Here is a 19,069-nt window from a genome sequence, read left to right as displayed (position 1 = left end):
TGGGAGGTGTGGGAACTGCCCCTACTGGGAGGGCTGGGTATGGGTCCGGAACAGCAGCGTGTCGGCGCCCAGGGCCTCGCAGGCCGCGTGCGCCTCGGCCACCTTGCGGGCGCGGTCCGGGTCCGCGTCGTCGAACAGCAGGCCCAGCATGGTGCCGCTGTGCGCGCACACCACGCCGAGCGCGCCGGTCCGCGCCGCGATGGCCAGCAGCGCGTCCAGGTGCCGCTTGGGTGCGAACCGCTGGTTGAGGACGGCGCTGCGGGTGGCCACCCGGCCCACGGCGGCGAGGTCCCCGGCGCGCACGGCCGCCGTCAGGGCGTCCAGCAGTCCGGTGAACTCGGCGGTCTCGGCGGGCGAGTAGTGCTTGGGACGCTTGTTGAAGGCGACGGTGTCCAGGTGGCCGCCCTCGTCCACCGCCACCACGGTGGCCGCCGCCGGCCCGCCGAGCGCTTCGCGCAGCCGCACCGCGCGGTGCTCGAAGACGACGACACCCGGGTGCATCACCCCGTCGGTCGGCTCGATCGGGCGCAGCCAGTGCTCCACCGCCGCCGGGCCGGTGTCCAGCCCCAGCGCGCCGCCGACCGCGCGCGCGGTGGCGACCAGGTCGGCCGAGGAGCTGGCCAGGCCCTTGCCGATGAGCAGGTCGCTGTCCAGGATCAACGTGCCGCCGGCGCCGGACTGGTGGGCCGTCAGCATGGTCTCCGCCAGCCGCAGGGACTTCGTCTTGTGGGCGGGGAAGACCCGCAGCGGGCCGGCCGGGTCGAAGCGGAACCAGGCCCGGGAGCGGAGTGTGATCGGCAGGGTGACGAGGAAGTCCGTGCCGTCGGGCAGCCGGCCCTGGAGCAGTTCGCCGAAGGTGCCGCAGGCGTCCGCCCGGCCGCTGCGCAGGTCCGCGCCGGGGCGGCGGGTGATCAGGCCGGGGCCGGTCACGGGGTGCCCGCCGGGGTGCGCTCGGCGGTGCCCCCGGGGCGCTCGCCGCCGTCGACGGCCCCGACGGCCAGCAGGGCGTCGACGCGCGCCGCGGCGACACCCGCCACGTCGTCGCGCAGCCGCCACTGCCCGGCCACCTCCCGGAAGCCGCGGTCCTGCGCGGCGAGCATGGTGCGGACGGCGTCGGGGTGCGTCGACCCGGCGGAGTGCTTGACCCGGACGGCCTTGTCGGTGTCGAAGGCGGCGGACAGCAGTCCGGCGGGCTCGGGCACCCGGTGGCCGTGCTCCTCGGCGATCGCCGCGAGCAGCGGGCCGTCGGGGGTGGCCGCGGTCAGGTCCCCGGCGATGGCGGCCCTGACGTAGGCTCCGGCGATCACCTGCGCCGTCCGCCAGGGGACGCCGGCCTCCAGGGTGAGCAGGTTCGCGAGGGTGAAGGCGCCGAGGAAGTCCCCCTCACAGGCCTCGCGCATGCGGTCGGTCCGGAAGGTGGCGGTGGCGAGGGCGGTGTGGGCCAGCCGCAGGGCCGAGCGCAGCGCGGCGAACTGGGCCTGGAGGTGCCGACCGGCCTCCTTGGAGACCTCGACGCTGTTGGCGTACGGGGTGCCGTGCTGGGCGAAGGCGAGCTGGGTCGCGCAGCCGACGACGTGCGAGCAGCGGCCGCGGATCCGCTCCAGCAGGGGGAAGTTGCGCTTCTGCGGCATCGCGGCCGAGATCCCGGCCAGTGCGTCGGGGAAGTCGACGAACCCGAACCCGGCGCCGCTCCACGTCATCAGGTCCGTGGTGAACCGGCTGAGCACCACGGCGAAGTTCGCCAGCTCCGACGCGACCGCGAGGGCCCAGGACCGGGAGGCCACCGACACCAGGGCGTGCGGCTGCGGCTCCCGGAAGCCGAGCAGGGCCGCCATCCGCTCGCGGTCCCAGGGCAGTTCCTGGCCGGCCATGCTGCCGGCGCCGAGGGGCGAGCGGTCGATCTCGTCGTAGGTGCTCAGCAGGCGCCGGGCCGCGCCGAGGGTCTCGTCGGAGAGCGCCGAAAGGTAGAAGGCGGGGGTGACGGTCTGCGCGGCCTGTGCGTGGGTGTAGCCGGGCATCGGGCTGTCCGGCAGTTCGGCGGCGCGCGCCGCCGCCGTGCGTCCCAGGTCGAGGAGGCCGCCGGCGAGGGCGCGGACGTTCTCCCGGCAGGCCAGCAGCTGGCCGCAGGCCTGGAAGTCGTTGCGGCTGCGGTCGACGTGCCAGGCCGCGAACGGGGCGGCGGCGCCGCGGGCCACGTGGCGTTCCATGGCGAAGAAGATGTCCGACATGTTGTCCCGCGGGTCCGCCCGGATCAGCCCGGGGGTCAGCTCGTCGAGCCGTCCGGCGATCGCGGCCGCCCCCGCCGGGTCGACCAGGCCCATCCTGCGGTACTCCAGCAGCAGCACCTTCTCGATGGACACGTAGTGCGGCAGCAGGGCTTCGGCCTCGTAGCCGAACTGCGGGGCCAGCACCTCCTCGTCCCAGACCTCGCTGGGCACGCCGTCGATCCGGCCGGTCACTGCCATGTCTCTCCCTCGGGGTCGGTCCGGTGCTCCCGGCGCGTCGCGGTGTGCCGCTCCAGTTCGGCGGCCAGCCCCGCGACGGTCGGGTTCGAGAAGAAGGCGTCGACGGTGGTCTCGACGCGGTGGTCGGACGACAGCCGGGCGAGCAGGCGCAGTGCCTGCAGCGAGTGGCCGCCGGCGGCGAAGAAGTCGTCGTCGACGCCCACCCGGTCGACGCCGAGGACGTCCGCCCAGGCGCGGGCCACCAGTTCCTCGGCGGGGGTGCGCGGCGGGACGTGGCCGGGTCGGGGGTCCGGGGCGGCGCCTCCTGCGGGCCCCGGGCCGGCCGGGAGCCGGGACAGCGGTGTCGCCGGGTCGGCGAGGGCCGCCGTGAGCACCGCCGCGTAGTCGGCGAGCAGGCCTTCGGCGGTCTTCCGCCCGAACAGGGCGGTGTTGTACTCGAGGCGGGCCGTCGTCCCGGACACCTCCAGCAGCAGGTCGTCCTCGGCACCCGTGGACGGCGGCCCGAAGCCCTCCCCCGCCGTGACGTTGAACGCCAGCTGGTAGAGCGGGGGCAGGCCGGGGCCGCGCTGCGGTGCGACCTGCTCGACCACGGTCTGGAACGGCATCTCCTGGTGGTCGCGGGCCGCCCGCCACACCGCCCGGACGCGTTCGACGAGCCCGGCGTACGAGGGGTCGCCCGAGGTGTCCAGCCGGAGGACCACCATGTTCACGAAGGTGCCCACCAGGGGCAGCAGTTCGGGGCGGTCCCGGCCGGTGAGCGGCACTCCGACGGCGATGTCGTCGCGGCCGGAGCGCCGGTGGACCAGGGCCGCGTACCCGGCGAGCAGGAGTTCGAACGGCGTGGCGCCGAAGCGGCCGGCCGCGTCCGTCAGCGCGGACGCCGGGCCGGCCGGGAGTTCGGCCCGCAGCTCCGCGCCGGCGAAGGAACGGCGGGCCGGTCGCGGCCGGTCCAGCGGTAGGCCGTGCGCGGCCGGCAGGCCGGCGAGCTGCGTCCGCCAGTAGTCGGCCAGTGCGGCGAGTTCGCCGCCGCCGAGCCGCTCGCGCTGCCGGCGGGCGTAGTCGCCGTAGGAGAGCGGGAGCCGGGGGACGCGCGGCGGCCGGTCCTGTTCGAACGCCGCGCAGAACTCGGTGACCTCGGCGTGGAGGTTGAACAGTGACGGGGTGTCGCAGACGGCGTGGTGGGCGACGAACAGCAGCCGCCAGCGCCCGGCGCCGAGCCTGACCAGGCCGGCGCGCCACAGCGGCGCGCGGGACAGGTCGAAGGCGGTGTGCTTCAGCCGGTCGGCGAAGGCCTCGCGCTCCTCCCGCTGCTCCTCCTCGGTGCGGGCGGACAGGTCGACGACCTCCAGGTCGAGGTCGACGTGCTCGTGGACGACCGCGGTGAGCACGCCGTCCACCACGCGGAACCCGGTGCGCAGCGTCTCGTGCCGGTCCGCCACGGCGGCCAGGGCCGCCCGGATCTGCGCCTCGGAGACGTCCCCGTGCAGCGGCCACCGGTCCGCGACGTGGTACAGCGCGGTGTCGGCGGCGAACCGGCTGGCCAGCCAGGCGCGTTCCTGGGCGAAGGAGGCGGTGGTCATCCGGCCTCACCGCCGGGCAGGACGTGGCCGGCGAGCCGGACCGGGTCGCCGAGGACGACGGCGACCTCGCGGGGGCCCTGGTACGGCTCCCGGCTGTGGGCCATCCGGATGTTGTCGACGACCAGGACGTCGCCGTCCCGCCAGGGCTCGCCGAAGGCGGCCGCGTCGTAGACCGCGTTGACCGTCTCGACGGTGTCGGCGCCGATCGGGGCGGTGTCGCCGCGGGCCGTGGTGAAGGGCAGGCCGGCCGGCCCGTACTGGTCGATCAGGTACTCGCGGATCGCCGGGTCCATGGTCAGTTCGTTGAGGAAGGCGATCTGGTTGAACCAGCCGGGCACGCCGGTGCGGGGGTGGGCGACGACGGCGGCCCGGCGCTGCACGGTGCGCAGCCGGCCGTCGTCGAACCACTCGTGCCGGATGCCCTCGGCCGCGCAGTAGGCGTCGACCAGGGCCGGGTCGTCGGTGCCGAAGGCGTCGGTCCAGGGCACGCCGACGTCCTGGTAGCTGCGCAGCAGCAGCCAGCCGTGCCGGCGGAACGGCTCGACCAGGTCCGGGGGCAGGCCCCGCAGCACCTGCTGGGAGTCGGCGAGCATCGTCCGGCCGCCGTGGTCGGGGGCGGTCAGGCAGCCGAACAGCAGCAGGCCGGGGACCTCGGCGGCGTAACTCTGCTCGTGGTGCATGCACATCGGGGCGTCCGCGGGCCAGTGCGAGGCGGAGTAGACCGACTCGCCGTGGCGGTCCCGGGGCGCGAACCCCTCCCGATCGGCCATCGGCTCGACGCCGAGGGCGGCGGTGACGGCGGAGAGGTCCGCGGCCGAGGCGACGCCGAGGCCGCGCAGGAGGACGGCCCCGGACGCCTCGACCTCGCCGAGGACCTCCCCGCGGTGCTCGGCGGCCCACCGCGGGCCGTTGGCGGCCGCCAGCACGCGCAGGCGCGGGGCGGTGCGGGCGGCGGGGGTCATCGCCGGGCCTCCGCGCTCCGGCCGGCCGCCTTGCGGTCGAGGAGTCCGGCCACCTCGGCGACGGTGGGGGTGGTCTTCAGCTCGCCCACCGTCACCGCGCGGTCCAGGGCGATCGCCAGCCGGATCGCGGCCAGCGAGGTGCCGCCGAGCTCGACGAAGCGGGAGCCCCGGCCGACCTGGTCGAGCGGCACGTCGAGCAGGTCGGCCCAGAGCCGGGCCACCCTGCGCTCGGTGTCGGTCTCCGGGAGCGCCACGCCGCCGTCGGCGGTCGGCCGGCCCTGCTCCTTGGCCCGGGCGGTCAGCGCCTTCCGGTCGATCTTGCCGTTCGCGGACAGCGGCAGCCGGTCGAGGCGGTGCAGCCGGCCCGGCACCATGTAGTGCGGCAGGACGGCGGCCAGGGCCCGGTCCACGGCCGCCGGCTCGGGGGCGGCGGCGCCGCTGTAGAAGCCGACCAGCTGCGGGTCCTCGGTCGATCCGGCGATCACCACGGCGCCGTCCCGGACGCCGGGCACCTGCAGCAGGCGGTTCTCGATCTCGCCGATCTCGATCCGGAACCCGCTCACCTTCACCTGCGAGTCCCGGCGGCCGAGGTACTCGAACTCGCCGGAGGGCAGCCGGCGGCCGAAGTCGCCCGAGCGGTACAGCCGTTCACCCGGCACGTACGGGTCCGCCCGGTAGGCGGCCTCCGTCCGGGCGGCGTCGTTGACGTACCCCCGGCCGACGCACACCCCGGCGAAGACGATCTCCCCCGGCGCCCCGTCGGGGACCATGCGCAGCCGCTCGTCCATCACGTACACGCGGACGTTGCAGGTCGGCGGACCGAGCGGCACCGACCGGCCGGCCGGCGGGCGGTGCAGCACGCCGTGGTTGGTGTCGTCCGAAACCTCCGTCGTGCCGTAGCAGTTGACCAGCGGGATGCCGGGGAAGGCGGCGAACCAGCGGTGCACCAGCTCTGCCTTGAGCGCCTCGCCCGTCACCGCGAGGCAGCGCAGCGACGGCAGGCCGCGGCTGTCGCCCTGCAGCGTCTCCAGCACCAGGTCCAGGTAGGAGGGCACCAGTTGGGCCACCTGGACGCCGGCCCGGGTGACGGTGTCGACGAACCGGCGGACGTCGGTGACGGTGTCCTGCCCGATGATCTCCGTCCGGCCGCCGACCAGCAGCGCGCAGACCAGCTGCCACAGCGAGATGTCGAAGCACTGCGGGGCGGTCTGGGCGATGACGTCGCCCTCCCGGACGTCCAGGTCCTCGATCTTGGCGTAGAGGTGGTTGAGGAAGCCGGCGTGCTCGCACATCGCGCCCTTGGGCTCACCGGTCGAGCCCGAGGTGAAGTAGATGTACGCCAACTGGTCGGCGCGGACGGGCAGTCCGAGGTCCTCCTCGGAGGCGGGGCCCACGTCTCCCGGTATGTCGGTCAGCAGCGAGACGGTCACCCCGCGCCCCCGGACCGCTTCGTCGAGCTGGGCCAGTCCCGGGTCCGCCAGGACCCGGCGGCAGCCGCTGCGCTCCAGCACGACGGAGATCCGCTCGGCCGGGAAGGCCGGATCCAGCGGGAGGTAGCAGCCGCCCGCCTTGAAGATCGCGACCACCGCGGCCATCCACTCCAGCGAACGCTCGGCCACCACGGCCACCACGTCCTCGTCCGCCAGCCCCTGCTGCCGCAGCGCGCGGGCGATCCGGTTGGCGCGGCCGTTCAGCTCCGCGTACGTCCAGCTCCGCCCGGCCTGCACGGCGGCGACCGCGTCGGGGTGCCGGCGCACCCGCTCCTCGAACAGCTCGTGGAACCGGCGGTCCGGCAGCGGCCGGACCGGCCCGCCCGAGCCCGCGAGCGTGGCCGCCAACTCCTCGCCCGCCACCAGGCCGTGGGCGTCGTGCGCCTCGTCCGGGGAGGCGGCCATCCGCTCCAGGACCGCCCGGACGTAGCCCTCGGCCCGCTCGGGGCCGACGTGCTCCTGCTCGGCGGCCTCCGCCCGGACCCGCTCCGCCTCGGCCCGCCCCTGCGGGGTGGCGACCCGGGCGATCAGCTCGCGCCAGCTCGGGCCGCCGTCGCCGTGCGCGTCGGAGCCGGTGGGGGCGTCGGAGCCGGTGAGCGCGTCGGAGCCGGTGAGCGCGTCGGAGCCGGTGAGCACCGCCGCCACCTTGAACGACGCGGCAAGTCGCACGGTGTCCGGGTCGGCCCCGGTCCCGGCCGCCAGGGCCTCGATCGCCGCTTCGGCGTTCCTCATGATTCACCCTCCAGTTCGTTCCGGCGTGCCGGCAGGGGCCAGGGCAGCCGTGCGCGATCACGTTTGTTGGTGGTGGTGCGCGGCAGGTCGGCCAGCACCGCGATCAGGTCGGGCACCGCGGGGGCCGGCAGCCGCGCCGCGACGAGCCGCCGCAGCTCCTCGCCGGAGACCCCGGTGTCGGCCACCACGTAGCCCACCAGGCAGGGGTCGCCGGCGGCGGTGGTGCGGACGGCCGCGGCGGCCTCCCGCACCCCGGGCTGCTGCTCCAGCACCGCCTCGACCTCGTCCAGTTCGACCCGGTTGCCGCGGATCTTCACCTGGTTGCCGGTCCGGCCGGTGAACGCCAGCGTGCCGTCCGCCCGCCAGTACCCGCGGTCCCCGGTGCGGTACAGCGTCCGGCCCGGCCGCCAGGGGTCCGGCAGGTACGCCGAGGCCGTCTCGGCGGGCCGGCGGTGGTAGGAGCCCGCCAGGAAGTCGCTCCGCAGGTGGATCTCGCCGGGCACCCCGGCGGGGCACGGCCGGCCGAGGGGGTCCAGGACGACGGCCTCCCGGCCCGGGATCGCCGCGCCGATCGGCACCCCGGCCGGGAACGCCCCGCCCGGGGGCAGTTCGTGGTGGGTGGCGAGGATGCACTCGGTGGGCCCGTACAGGTTGTGCAGCCCCGGCCGCACCGCCCGGCGCGCCCACGCCGCGGCCAGGTCCGCCGGGAACACCTCACCGGCGATCAGGACGTGCCGCAGGTCCGGCAGTTCGCCGCCCTGCGCGTCCAGCGCCTCGGTGAGCAGCCGGAAGAACGACGGCACGGTCTGGATCTGCCCGATCCGCTCCTGGCGCAGCCAGCGCACCACCGCGACCGGATCGCGCCGGGCCGCGGCGGGCGGCAGGCAGAGCGCGGCGCCGGCGGTGAGCGCCGCGAAGACCTCGGTGTACGCGGCGTCGTAGGTGAGCGGTGCCCACTGGGCGACCCGGCTCCGCGGCCCGATCCCGAACCGCTCCCGCTGCCACTCGGCGAACTGCGCGAACGCGGCCCGCGACAGCGCGATCCCCTTCGGCGTCCCGGTGGTCCCCGAGGTGTGCACGATGCACAGCGGGTGGTCGCCGACCGGCGCGGCCGGGAAGCGGTCCCGCTCCCCCGGCGGGTCATCGCCCGGCGCGGGTACCGGCGGGAGCACCGGCAGGCCCGCGAACCGGCCGTCCGGTCCGAGCAGCGCGGGGTGCGCCGCGGCGGCGGCTTCGTCGGCCAGCACGCAGACCGCCCCGGAGCCGGCCAGGATGTCGCGGAGGCGGGCGTCCGGGTCGGCCGGGTTCAGGCAGGTGAAGGTCGCGCCGGTGCGCATCGCGCCGACGACGGCCGCGATCTGCCCGGCGCCGCCGCTCAGCAGCAGCGCCACCACCTGGCCGGGGCCCGCGCCGTGGGCCGCCAGCAGGTGGGCCGTCCGGCAGCTCCACCGGTCGAGCCCGCCGTAGTCGAGCGTGCCCTCCGCGGAGCGCACCGCGACCGCCTCGGGGGCCTCCTTCACCCGCGCCGCGAACTCCTCGTCCAGGAAGGCCAGGTAGTCGCGGTGCGGCCGGGTGGTGGCGGGGGCGGGTGCCGGGTGGGGCGCGGGGCGGCCGGAGAGGTCGAGTTCGGCCAGCGGGCGGCCGGGGGTGTCGAGGCCGAACCGCAGCGCCAGGACGAGGTGGTCGGCGAAGCCCTCGGCCGTCACCAGGCCCGGCAGCGCGCCGGTGAGGGCGACGGTGAACTCGTGCGGACCGGTCAGGGCCAGGGTCAGCCGGCCCTCCGGATCGGGCGGGCAGTCGACCGTCACCTCGGCCGCGACGCCCGGCAGGTCCAGGGCCGCGGCCGGGAGGTCGTGGCCCGCGAACACGGCGCGGATCGGGAAGTCCGGTCCGTCCGGGCCGGCCTCGGGTGCCGTACGCACCAGGGCGCCCAGCCGAGCGGGCGTCAGGGCGCCGGAGAGGTCCAGCCGGATCGCCCGCTGCGCCGGGCCGTCCGGCACGGTCAGCACGGCTTCGTCCGTCCCGGCGTACCGGCCGAGCACCGCGGCGAAGGCGGCGATCAGCCGCTCGGCCGCGGCGCCGGGCTCCCCGGACCCCGCGGGCTCTCCGGGCTCTCCGGGCTCTCCGGGCTCTCCGGGCAGGGCGCGGGACGCCCGCTCGCCGGGGAACCAGGTGCCCGGCAGGGGCCGGGTCGGGGGCGGCGGTGCGTCGGCGGTCCGCGCGCGGTAGGCGGCGCCGAGGTCCCGGGTCAGCTCCGCGACCGACCACGCGTCGGCCCGCCGCCCGTCCACCGCGAGCAGCAGTTCGTACGCCCCGGCGCCCAGCGCGGCGAGGCAGGCCCGCAGCCGGGGGCGGCCCGCGGCGCCGACCGGCCGGGCGGCCTCGTCGGCGGCCAGGTCGGCGAGGACGTGCCGCTGCTGCTCCGCGGCGGACCGCGACAGGTCGACGGTCCTCAGCCGGACCCGGGCGGCCCGCTCCCCCGCCGCCTTCAGCTCCGGGCGCGCGGCCACCAGGTCGTCGACGGCGGCCGACAGCGCGGGGACGTCCAGTTCCCCCGTCAGGCGGGCGCGGAGCACGGCGTTCGCGGGCCGGGCCGCCGCGGGGGCGCTCACGACCCGCTCCGCGCCATGCGGTCGGACACGGCCGAGGCGAGCCCGGCGACGGTGGGGTCCTGGAGGAACGCGCGCAGCGGCAGGTCCACCTGGTACTCGTAGCGGACCCGGTCCATCAGCCGCGCGATCGCCAGGGAGTCGCCGCCGAGCAGGGTGAAGTCGTCGTCGCGGTTGACACCGGCCAGGCCGAGGATCTCGCTCCAGATCGCGGCGATCCGGGTCTCCGCCGGCCCCTGCGGCGGCTGTGCGCTCTCCGCCGCCCGCTGCAGCGGGATGCGCGGCAGGGAGCGGCGCTCCACCTTGCCGTTGAGCGTGCGGGGGATCGCCGCCATGCGGACGAACACCGAGGGCCGCAGGCCGGGGGCGAGCCGCTGCGCGGCGTGCGCGCGCAGTTCGGCGTCGGTGACGTCCGGGGCCACCACGTAGGCGGCCAGGGCGGTCGACACGTCCTCCGTGACCGCCGCCGCGCAGGCGTCCTGCACCCCCGGGTGGCCGCGCAGGGCGTTCTCGACCTCGCCGAGGTCGATGCGCACGCCGTGGACCTTGACCTGCTGGTCGCGGCGGCCGTACAGCTCCAGCGCGCCGTCGGGCCGGAACCTGCCGAGGTCGCCGGTGCGGTAGCTGGTGGCCGTGCCGCGCCACTCGTCCTCGCCGAGGTAGCCGAGCAGCGGGAACGGGACCTCCAGCTCCACCTCGCCGAGCGCGTCCTGCGGATCGCCGGGCCCGGTGAGGACCCGGGCCGTCACGCCCGGCAGCGGTCGGCCGACCGGCACCAGCCGGGCGTGGGCGTCCTCCGCCGTCGTCCGGTGGAAGAGCTTCGTCATGGTCGTCTCCGACGGCCCGTACAGGTTGACCAGGTCCTTGCCGTCGCCGAACAGTCCGCGCCACCACGAGACGTCGGAGGGGTGGAGCGGTTCGCCCGCGAGCAGCACGGCGCGCAGGGCCGGGAAGGAGGCGGGGGTCAGGGCGGCGGAGCGCAGGGTGCGGAAGAGGGTCGGCACGCAGTGCAGGACCTCGACCTCGTTCTCGGTGAGCCAGCGTGCCAGGCCTTCGCCGACCGGCGTCTCGGCGGCGGGGTTCACGCAGACGGTGCCGCCCGCGCACAGCGGGGTGAAGGCGTCGCGCAGGAACGCGTCGAAGCCCGGGGAGGTCAGCTGGGAGACCTTGGTGCCCTCGCCGATCCCGAACTCGGCGATCTCCCAGTCGACGAAGTGGTGGACGGCCCGCAGGCTGCCGCGGATGCCCTTCGGGCGGCCGGTCGTCCCGGACGTGAAGTAGACGTACCCGCGGTCCTCCGGTGCGGCCTGCTGCCAGGCCTCGGCGGACCAGGCGCGGGGCTCCACCGTCTCGGGGCGCACGAGCGCGACGCCGTCGGGCAGTCGGCGGCCGGCGAGCGCCTCGCGGCCCGCGGCGTCGGCGACGACCGCGCCCGGCCGGAGGGCGGTGAGCACGCCGTCCAGCACGGCGGCGGGCAGCCGGGGGTCGACCGGTGCGAAGGTGCGGCCGGCGGCCGCGCAGCCGAGGACGGCCGCGATCACCTCGACCGGGTCGGCACAGGAGAGCAGGACCGGGTCGGCGGGCCTGCCGATCCGCTCGAACGCGCCCTGGTAGCCGGCCACCCGGCCCGCGAGCTCCCGGTAACTCACCTCCCGCTCACCTGACTTGACGGCACAGCGGGCGCCGTCACGGGCCAGGCTGTCCGCCCATCGCCACAGAACCGTCGGCGTTGTCATAGTGCTCCATCCTTGATTCGCTGGGCGATGACGGTCATCGGGTCGATGCTGGGCAGCTGCCCGGTCAGCCCGCGGGCCTCGATCGCCCGGGTCACCAGGTGCAGTTCGGTGCAGCCGGCGACGAACGCCGCGGCCCGGTACCTGGGCAGCAGCCCGCGGACGAAGTCGATCGTCGGGAGCCGGTCGGCGTTGCGCTTGAGCCGGTAGATGTGGTGGTGCAGCTGTTCCTGGTCGGCCTCGTCGGGCAGGACCAGGCGGTGCGCGAACTCGGGCCAGCGCTCGTGGCCGGTGAAGACCCCGGCGAGGACGCTGCCCCGGGTGCACAGCACCAGGTGGCGGCCGGGGCGTTCGGCGAGCCGCTCGAAGACCAGGTCCACCAGGGAGACGCACCGGGAGCGCAGCCGCTCCGGCAGCAGCCGGATGGCGGGGTGCGCGGTGATGCACGCGACCACGACGACGTCGGCGCCGGCGGTGAGCAGGCGGTCGACCGAGTCCTCCAGTGCTTCGCGCACGAGGTCGACCGTCCCGGACTGGATCGCCGTGGTCCGGTCGGCGACGGCCGGGTCGGACCAGAGCAGGATCCGGGCGGCGAGCTGTTCGTGCTCCGGCGGGTCGAGTCCGTACACCGTGTTGAGCAGTTCGGTGGAGGCCAGCGGTCCCATGCCGCCGATCACGCCGATCAGCGGCCTGCGGGTGCCGGGCTGCCCGGCGGGCGCGGGTCCGTCCGCCGGGAGGGGCCGCGCGGCGGCGGGCGGGGGCGTGCTGACGCGTTCTCGGGTCATCCCAGGCACGGCAGGTCGAACTCCTCCAGGAAGATCGCGAAGGTCGCGATGACGAGCAGGTAGTCCGTGTCCAGGTGCGGGTGCACGGTGCGGGCCCCCGACGTCTGCCGGCGGACCAGTTCGGCGACGACGGCCGGGTCGAAGTAGCCCTGCCGGCGCACGGTCGCGGGGGAGAGCAGGTCGTTGAACCACTCGTCGCCGGCCAGCAGGAGTTCGGTGCTGGTCTGGCTGCGGAAGCCGAACTTGCGGCGGTTCAGCACCTCGTGCGGGACGAGGCCCTCGGCCGCGCGGCGCAGCACGGCCTTCTCCCGGCCGTGGGCCGTCATCAGGGACGGCGGGATCGCGGTCGCGTGCCGGACGACGTCCCTGGCCAGGAACGGGAAGCGCATCTCGACGGAGCCGGCCATGGCCATCCGGTCGCCGTGGTCGCCGAGCAGGTGGTCGGCGAGCCGCAGGTGGAAGTCGAGGTAGGAGCGCTGGTGCAGGGGGTGGCGCCCGACCAGGCGGTCCGGTTCGACGAGGCGCTGGGAGGTCACCGAGAAGCCGTCGAACTCCTCGGCCAGCGGGCCGCTGTAGAGCTGGCGGCGCAGGTCGTGGGCGGGGAGCTGGTCGGTCTCGTACCGCAGGTCCAGGCCCCACATCCGGTGGGCGGCCTCGCGTTCGAGCTGCTCCTCCAGGAGGTCGCCCGGCCCCCGGCCGGGGCCGCCCGTGTCGAACAGGTAGCCCGGGTAGCCGCCGAACAGTTCGTCGGCGCCTTCGCCGCTGAGCACCGCGACCGTGCCGGTGGCGCGGACCTTCCGGGCCAGCAGCATCGAGCAGACGTTGTAGGACTCCTTCACCGGGGTCTCGGCGTGCCGGACCATGCCGGCGAGCAGGCCGGCGGTGTCCGCGGAGTCGACCGGCACCTCGTGGTGCCGGGTGCCGATCTTGCCGGCCACCAGCCGCTGGTAGCGCGCCTCGTCGATGCTGCTGCCGGGGAAGGTGACCGCGTAGCTGGGCCACGCGTGGTCGGGGCGCTCGGCGGCCATGAGTCCGCCGATCAGGCTGGAGTCCAGGCCGCCGCTGAGGTACATGCCGACGGGGACGTCCGCGACCGACCGGGAGCGGACGGCGGCTCGGAGCAGGTCCCTGGTCCGGTCGGCGTACCCGTCGAACACGCGCGGATCGGCGAGCGCGGCGGTGTCCCGGCGGCGCGCCTCGTCGTCCCACACCGGGTAGTCGAGGTCCCAGTAGCGCTCGGTGCGGTGTCCCGAGCGGTCGGCGACGAGCCGCTCGCCGGGGCGCAGCGACCGGATGCCCTCGAACATCGTCCGGGGGCTCACCAGCCCGGGCAGCGAGAGCACCTGGTCGAGTCCGCGGAGGTCGACCCGGCGTTCCACCAGCGGGTGCCGGAGAATGCTCTTGATCTCCGAGGCGAAGACGATCCGCCCGGCCACCACCGTGTAGAACAGCGGAATGATTCCGCAATGGTCGCGGGCGAGCACCAGGCGGTCCGCGCGCCGGTCGTAGAGGGCGAAAGCGAACTGCCCGTCGAGGTGGTCGGTGAGTTCGGTTCCGTATTCCTCGTAAAGGTGGACGAGAACTTCCGTGTCCGATCCGGACCGGAATCTGTGGCCTTTTCTCCGGAGTTCCTCGCGCAGGCTCCGGTGGTTGAATATCTCGCCGTTGCACACCGAGACGACCGAGGAATCCGGGGTGGCGTGGGGCTGCCCGCCGCCGGCCAGGTCGACCAGCGACAGGCGGCGGAATCCGGCGGTGAAAGCGCCGGTCTCGCAGGTGGTGTGCGCGTCTGGGCCCCGGTGCACCAGCGCGTCGGTCATGGCCGTCAGGACTTCGGGGTCCAGGCCGGCCGGGTCGTCGAGTCCGTAAACCCCGGCTATTCCGCACATCGAGCTCAGGCTCCTATCACCCGGTCGCTCACGCGAATCCTGACGGAATCCGCTGCTCCTTCGATATGTCCGCCGGTCACACTAGGAGCGGCGCCGCGCACAGGTCAACGATCCGCCGCCCGTCCTTTCGGCCAGAATCCCGGCCGTACCGGAGTACAGGTCGGGTCACGACCTGCGGGCGGCGACGGGCGGCCCTTTCCCGGCCTAGCGTGAAGGCCGAACGATTTCGCGTGGCATCGACGGTGAGGTAGGAGACTATGCGCGTCCTCGGCTACAGCGGGCTGAACGGCGGACTGGAATTCAAGCGGGAGGCCTTCCCCAAGCTCGACCCCAGGCTGCACAGGTTCGCCCAGGGCTACGACTCGGCCGCGGCCCTGGTGATCGACGGCGAGGTGGTGGCCGCCGCCGCGGAGGAGCGGTTCACCGGGGAGAAGACCACCGGGTCGTTCCCCGTCAACGCGATCGAGTTCTGCCTGGCCCAGGCCGGTCTGGGGCCCGACGACATCGACGTCCTGGCGCACGGCTTCGCCTACGGCGAGCCGGCCGGCAGCTTCGGGAGCCCCTACTCGGCGGCCAGGTTCCGCGAGGTGTACTCGACGCGGTCGCAGCTCGCGCTGGCCGAGAAGTTCCTGCCCGGCCGGCCCTGGGACGACCGCTTCCGGCCCGTCCCGCACCACCTGGCCCACGCCGCCAGCACCTTCTACCCCAGCGGCTTCGAGGAGTCGCTGATCGTGGTGAGCGACGGGATGGGCGAGTCGGAGAGCCTGACCGTCGCGGTCGGCCGCGGCGAGGACATCGAGGTGCTCCACACCATCCCGGCCATGCACTCGGTGGGGATCCTCTACAGCCTCGTCACCCACCACCTCGGCTTCGTCCCCTTCATGGACGAGTACAAGGTGATGGGCCTCGCCCCCTACGGCGACCCGCAGCGCTTCTACGACCGCTTCGCCACCATGGTGCGGCTGCGCGAGGACGGCACGTACACCGTCCCGGTGCTGGCCCGGGACCGCACGGCCTTCGAGCACGAGACCCACGAGGGCGTCCTGCGCGAGCTGGCGGCCCTGCTCGGCCCCGCCCGCCTCCCGGGGCAGCCCTCGACCCAGGACCACGCCGACATCGCCGCGGGCCTGCAGGCGATCACCGAGCAGGCGATGCTGCACGTCCTGCGCGCGGCTCGCGAGCGCACCGGCCTGAGCCGGCTCTGCCTGGCCGGCGGGGTCGCGCTGAACTGCACGCTCAACGGCCTGGTGTCGCGCAGCCGGCTGTTCGACGACGTCTTCGTCCAGCCCGCCGCCAGCGACGACGGCACCGCGGTCGGCGCGGCGCTCGCGGCGGACGCCGCCGCGGCCTCCCGGGCGGGCCGGATGTCCATGCCGTACTGGGGGCCGGGCTTCTCGGACGAGGAGATGGCGGCGACGGTCGGCGAACCGGAGGGCTGCACCGTCGAGGAGTACGCCACCGACGCCGACCTCGCCGAACGCGTCTCCGGACTCCTGGCCGACGGCCTCATCACCGCGTGGGTCCAGGGCCGGATGGAGTTCGGCCCCCGCGCGCTCGGCAACCGCAGCATCATCGCCGACCCGCGGACCGAGGCCATGCGCGACCGCCTGAACGAGGTGGTCAAGGAGCGCGAGAGCTTCCGGCCGTTCGCACCGGTCGTCCGCGTCCAGGACGCCGCCGAGTACTTCGAGATCACGCCCGGCACCGAAGCCCGGTACGCCCACATGCTGTTCGTGACGCAGACCCGCGCCGAACACCGCGACGGCCTCGGCGCGGTGACCCACGTCGACGGCAGTGCCCGCGTCCAGGTGCTCCACCCCGAGAGCAACCCGCGCTTCTTCGAGCTGATCGGCGCCTTCGGCCGCCGCACCGGCACCCCGGTGGTGCTGAACACCTCCTTCAACCTGCGCGGCCAGCCGGTCATCGCGACGCCGCAGGAGGCCCTGCGCACCTTCCTGCGCTCGAAGCTGGACGCCCTCGTCCTCGGCCGCACCGTCATCCTCAAGGACGCCAAGGAGTCGATCTCCGATGTCGGCTAGCCCCTTCCAGTCCGGGCAGCCGGCCGCCCACGCGACCCTGCCGCCCGACCGGCCGCGGCCCCCGGTCCCGCAGTTCCGGCGCGCGACGGTGGGCGTCGACGGCGCCGCCTTCGCCGAGGGCATCGCCGAGGTCGCGGCCCGGTACGGGGTCGAGGCGCAGACGGTGGCGGTCGCCGCGGTCGCCGCCGCCCTGGCCGGCCGCCACCGCCGCGGCCGCACCACGCTCGCGGTCGGCCCGGCCTCCGGACCGGCCCGACTCCTCGACGTCGAGGTCGACCTGGGCGGCCGGGCCGCCGCGGCGGTGGCCCTCGGCCGGCTGGACGCCGAACTCGAGACCGCGCTCGACGACGCACTCGCCACCGGGCCCGCAGCCGGCTCCGCGGCCGCTCCCGGCAACGGCCGCGGAGCCGGGCAGGCACCCGCCGGGCGCTCCGGCGTCGCGGTCCTGTTCGGGCGCCCGGCCGAGCAGTGGCGGGACATCGAGCCCCGGCTCGCCGACCGGGACCTGGTGCTCAGCCTCGACCCGGACCGCAAGGAGGCCGGCTGCGAGTTCGACCGCGACCTCTACGACCCCGCCGGTGTGACGGCCTTCTGCGAGGACGTCCGCCAGGTGCTGGCCGCCCTCCTGGACTCGCCGGACCTGCCCGTGCTCGACGTCGAGGAGAGCGCCGCCCCGGACGCGGCACCGGCCGCCCCCGCCGCGCCCGGCGCACCCGAACCGACCGCCGCCGAAGACCTCCTGGCGGGCATCTGGGCCGAGGTGCTGGACGTCTCCCGCGCCGAGATCGAGGCCGGCTCCGACTTCTTCGCCCTGGGCGGGCACTCGCTGCTGGCCGCCAGGGTCGCCATGCGGGTGGGCACCGTCTTCGGCGTCGAACTCGCCGTGGAGGACCTCTTCCACCACCCCACGCTGTCCGGGCTCGCCGACCGGATCGACCGGGCCGCGCCCACGACGGTGCGGCCGATCCCGGCGGCACCGGCCGGCGGCGCCCACCCGCTCAGCTCCGCGCAGACCGGGATCTGGCTCGCCGAACAGCTCAACCCGGGTGCCGCGCAGTACAACTTCCCGCTGTACTGGCGGCTGCGCGGCACGGTGGACCCGGGGGCGCTGCGGCGCGCCCTGGACGGGCTGGTGCGGCGTCACGAGGCGCTGCGGCTGCGGATCACGGAGTCGGACGCCGGCCCCGTCCAGACCGTCGCCCCGGTCGCGGCGGCCGCCTTCGAGACCGTCGAGCTGCCCGGAGCCGACGAGGCGGCCCTCGCCGCGCTGGTCGAGCGCACCGTCAACGCGCCCTTCGACCTGGCCGCGAACGCGCTGCGCGCGGTGCTCGTCCGCCTCGGCGCCGACGACTGGGCCTTCGTCCTCGTCGTCCACCACATCGTCTGCGACCAGTGGTCGCTGGCCCACCTCGTCGACGAACTCGGCACGCTGTACGCCGGCGGGGCGACCGCCTCGGACGACGGGCCGGACGACGGGCCGCGCACCGGCTACCTGGACTACGCGGCGTGGCACCGGGGCCTGCTGGCCGAGCGGCTGCCCGCGCTGCAGGAGCACTGGCGGGAGAGCGTCGTCTCCGCCCCCGAGGTGGACCTGGCGGCACTGCAGCGCTCCGACGCCGGCCCCGGCCTGCGCAGCGGCTGCCACCGCTTCGAGATCCCCGCCGGGCTGCTCGGCGAGGTCGAGGCCCTGGGCCGGCGCAGCGGCACCACCCCGTTCATGGTGCTCTACGCCGCGTTCCTCGGGCTGCTCCACCGCTACTCGGGCCGGCTCGACCTCACCGTCGGCACCTCCGTCGCCGGCCGCAGCCACCCGCAACTCGAAGCCCTGGTGGGCTCGTTCGTCAACCTCGTGCAGCTGCGCACCGGGCTGGCCGCCGGTCTGTCGTTCGGCGAGGTCCTGGAGCGCGCCCGGACCACCGTCATCGACGCCTACACGCACCAGGACTACCCGCTGGAGACCGCCCTGCGGGAGCGGCGCCTCCACGGCGCCCAGGGCTCGCCGCTGACCTCGGTCATCTTCGAACTGCTGAACGTCGACCCGGTGCGGCTGGTGCTGCCGGGGGCCGCGGCCGAGGAGGTGCCCGTCCGGGTCCGCTCGGCGAAGTTCGGGCTGATGGTGACTCTGGAAGCCACCGCGTCGGGGACCATCGGCAACGTCGAGTACCAGGCCGACCGTTACGACGCCGGGCGCATCGCCCGGTTCGTCGAGGACTACCTGTCGCTCCTCGCGGCCGTGGTGCGGGATCCGCAGCTGCGGGCCGAGCAGTGGCTGCCCGCCGGGGCACCGGCCGCGCCGGGTCCGACGGCCGTGGCCGGGGCCGGGGCCGGGGCCGGCGTGGACCGGGCCGGCGTGGAGCAGGCCGGCGTCGACCGGGCCGACGTGGCCGGAGCCGCCGGGGATCACGGCGCCGTTCGCCGCCCGGAGCAGCCGGACGCCGGACCGGCCCCGGCCTCCCGTCGGCGCGAGGCCCTCGAAATCGTCCTGGCCGACATCTGGGCCGACGAGATCGGCGTCGACGCCGTCGCCGCCGACCAGGACTTCTTCACCCTCGGCGGCTACTCGCTGACCGCGACGCGCATCGTGGCCCGGCTGCGGCGCGAGCTGTCCGTCACGGTGCCGCTGCGCCTGCTGCTGGTCGACGGGACGGTCGCCGCGCTGGCGGCCTACATCGAGGAGCACGAGCCCGACCTTCCGGGCCTGCACAGGACCGTCCGGGTCATCCGGCTGGCACGGGCGGACGAGCACCGGCAGCGGCAGACCGCCGACCAGGAAAGGAGTTGAGCA

11 protein-coding genes are annotated in these 19,069 nt (G+C 75.4%); 2 read left to right on the top strand and 9 right to left on the bottom strand.

Going from position 1 to position 19,069, the window contains the following annotated elements:
* Positions 1–21: 21 nt before the first annotated feature.
* From IF30_RS0103250 to asnB, 9 genes are read right to left on the bottom strand one after another with little or no spacing between them, the layout of a single operon-like run.
* Positions 22–930, bottom strand: coding sequence for a hypothetical protein (locus tag IF30_RS0103250; RefSeq protein ID WP_078891089.1), 909 nt, complete (start codon positions 928–930; stop codon positions 22–24).
* On the bottom strand, positions 927–2,465 hold the full coding sequence (locus IF30_RS0103245; protein WP_051709096.1) for an argininosuccinate lyase: 1,539 nt from the start codon (positions 2,463–2,465) through the stop codon (positions 927–929). Before IF30_RS0103245 ends, IF30_RS0103250 begins: the two co-directional genes overlap by 4 nt.
* A complete protein-coding gene (locus IF30_RS0103240) occupies positions 2,456–4,045 on the bottom strand; it encodes a condensation domain-containing protein (RefSeq protein WP_030231578.1) in 1,590 nt (529 codons plus the stop codon). Before IF30_RS0103240 ends, IF30_RS0103245 begins: the two co-directional genes overlap by 10 nt.
* A complete protein-coding gene (locus IF30_RS0103235; RefSeq protein WP_030231575.1) occupies positions 4,042–5,007 on the bottom strand; it encodes a TauD/TfdA family dioxygenase in 966 nt (321 codons plus the stop codon). Before IF30_RS0103235 ends, IF30_RS0103240 begins: the two co-directional genes overlap by 4 nt.
* Positions 5,004–7,229: a non-ribosomal peptide synthetase gene (locus IF30_RS0103230; RefSeq protein WP_078891088.1), complete on the bottom strand. Its 2,226-nt coding sequence runs from the start codon at positions 7,227–7,229 to the stop codon at positions 5,004–5,006. The genes IF30_RS0103235 and IF30_RS0103230 overlap by 4 nt, the downstream gene beginning before the upstream one ends.
* Complete coding sequence (locus IF30_RS43185; RefSeq protein ID WP_051709094.1) at positions 7,226–9,841, bottom strand: amino acid adenylation domain-containing protein; 2,616 nt, start codon at positions 9,839–9,841, stop codon at positions 7,226–7,228. Before IF30_RS43185 ends, IF30_RS0103230 begins: the two co-directional genes overlap by 4 nt.
* On the bottom strand, positions 9,838–11,574 hold the full coding sequence (locus IF30_RS0103220) for a non-ribosomal peptide synthetase (RefSeq protein ID WP_078891087.1): 1,737 nt from the start codon (positions 11,572–11,574) through the stop codon (positions 9,838–9,840). Before IF30_RS0103220 ends, IF30_RS43185 begins: the two co-directional genes overlap by 4 nt.
* Positions 11,571–12,356: an aspartate/glutamate racemase family protein gene (locus IF30_RS0103215; protein WP_051709092.1), complete on the bottom strand. Its 786-nt coding sequence runs from the start codon at positions 12,354–12,356 to the stop codon at positions 11,571–11,573. The genes IF30_RS0103220 and IF30_RS0103215 overlap by 4 nt, the downstream gene beginning before the upstream one ends.
* A complete protein-coding gene (gene asnB, locus IF30_RS0103210) occupies positions 12,353–14,245 on the bottom strand; it encodes an asparagine synthase (glutamine-hydrolyzing) (RefSeq protein WP_030231565.1) in 1,893 nt (630 codons plus the stop codon). Before asnB ends, IF30_RS0103215 begins: the two co-directional genes overlap by 4 nt.
* Positions 14,246–14,502: 257 nt before the next feature.
* Between asnB and IF30_RS0103205 the strand changes: the two genes are divergently transcribed.
* Complete coding sequence (locus IF30_RS0103205) at positions 14,503–16,284, top strand: carbamoyltransferase (RefSeq protein ID WP_037898724.1); 1,782 nt, start codon at positions 14,503–14,505, stop codon at positions 16,282–16,284.
* The gene (locus IF30_RS0103200) at positions 16,274–19,066 is read left to right on the top strand and encodes a condensation domain-containing protein (RefSeq protein WP_030231562.1); all 2,793 of its coding nucleotides are present in this window, start codon (positions 16,274–16,276) and stop codon (positions 19,064–19,066) included. The genes IF30_RS0103205 and IF30_RS0103200 overlap by 11 nt, the downstream gene beginning before the upstream one ends.
* Positions 19,067–19,069: the final 3 nt, after the last annotated feature.

Origin of the sequence: Streptomyces sp. NRRL S-350 (assembly GCF_000719705.1) — a bacterium.
Classification (GTDB): domain Bacteria; phylum Actinomycetota; class Actinomycetes; order Streptomycetales; family Streptomycetaceae; genus Kitasatospora.
Note: the sequence above shows the minus strand (reverse complement) of the source record. Positions and strands in the feature narration are given on the sequence as shown.

Excerpts from the sequence above, each read along its gene's own strand:
- IF30_RS0103245 (WP_051709096.1), bottom strand. The coding sequence starts at position 2,465 with ATGGCAGTGACCGGCCGGATCGACGGCGTGCCCAGCGAGGTCTGGGAC.
- IF30_RS0103240 (WP_030231578.1), bottom strand. The coding sequence starts at position 4,045 with ATGACCACCGCCTCCTTCGCCCAGGAACGCGCCTGGCTGGCCAGCCGG.
- IF30_RS0103235 (WP_030231575.1), bottom strand. The coding sequence starts at position 5,007 with ATGACCCCCGCCGCCCGCACCGCCCCGCGCCTGCGCGTGCTGGCGGCC.
- IF30_RS0103230 (WP_078891088.1), bottom strand. The coding sequence starts at position 7,229 with ATGAGGAACGCCGAAGCGGCGATCGAGGCCCTGGCGGCCGGGACCGGG.
- IF30_RS0103220 (WP_078891087.1), bottom strand. The coding sequence starts at position 11,574 with ATGACAACGCCGACGGTTCTGTGGCGATGGGCGGACAGCCTGGCCCGT.
- IF30_RS0103215 (WP_051709092.1), bottom strand. The coding sequence starts at position 12,356 with ATGACCCGAGAACGCGTCAGCACGCCCCCGCCCGCCGCCGCGCGGCCC.
- asnB (WP_030231565.1), bottom strand. The coding sequence starts at position 14,245 with ATGTGCGGAATAGCCGGGGTTTACGGACTCGACGACCCGGCCGGCCTG.
- IF30_RS0103205 (WP_037898724.1), top strand. The coding sequence starts at position 14,503 with ATGCGCGTCCTCGGCTACAGCGGGCTGAACGGCGGACTGGAATTCAAG.
- IF30_RS0103200 (WP_030231562.1), top strand. The coding sequence starts at position 16,274 with ATGTCGGCTAGCCCCTTCCAGTCCGGGCAGCCGGCCGCCCACGCGACC.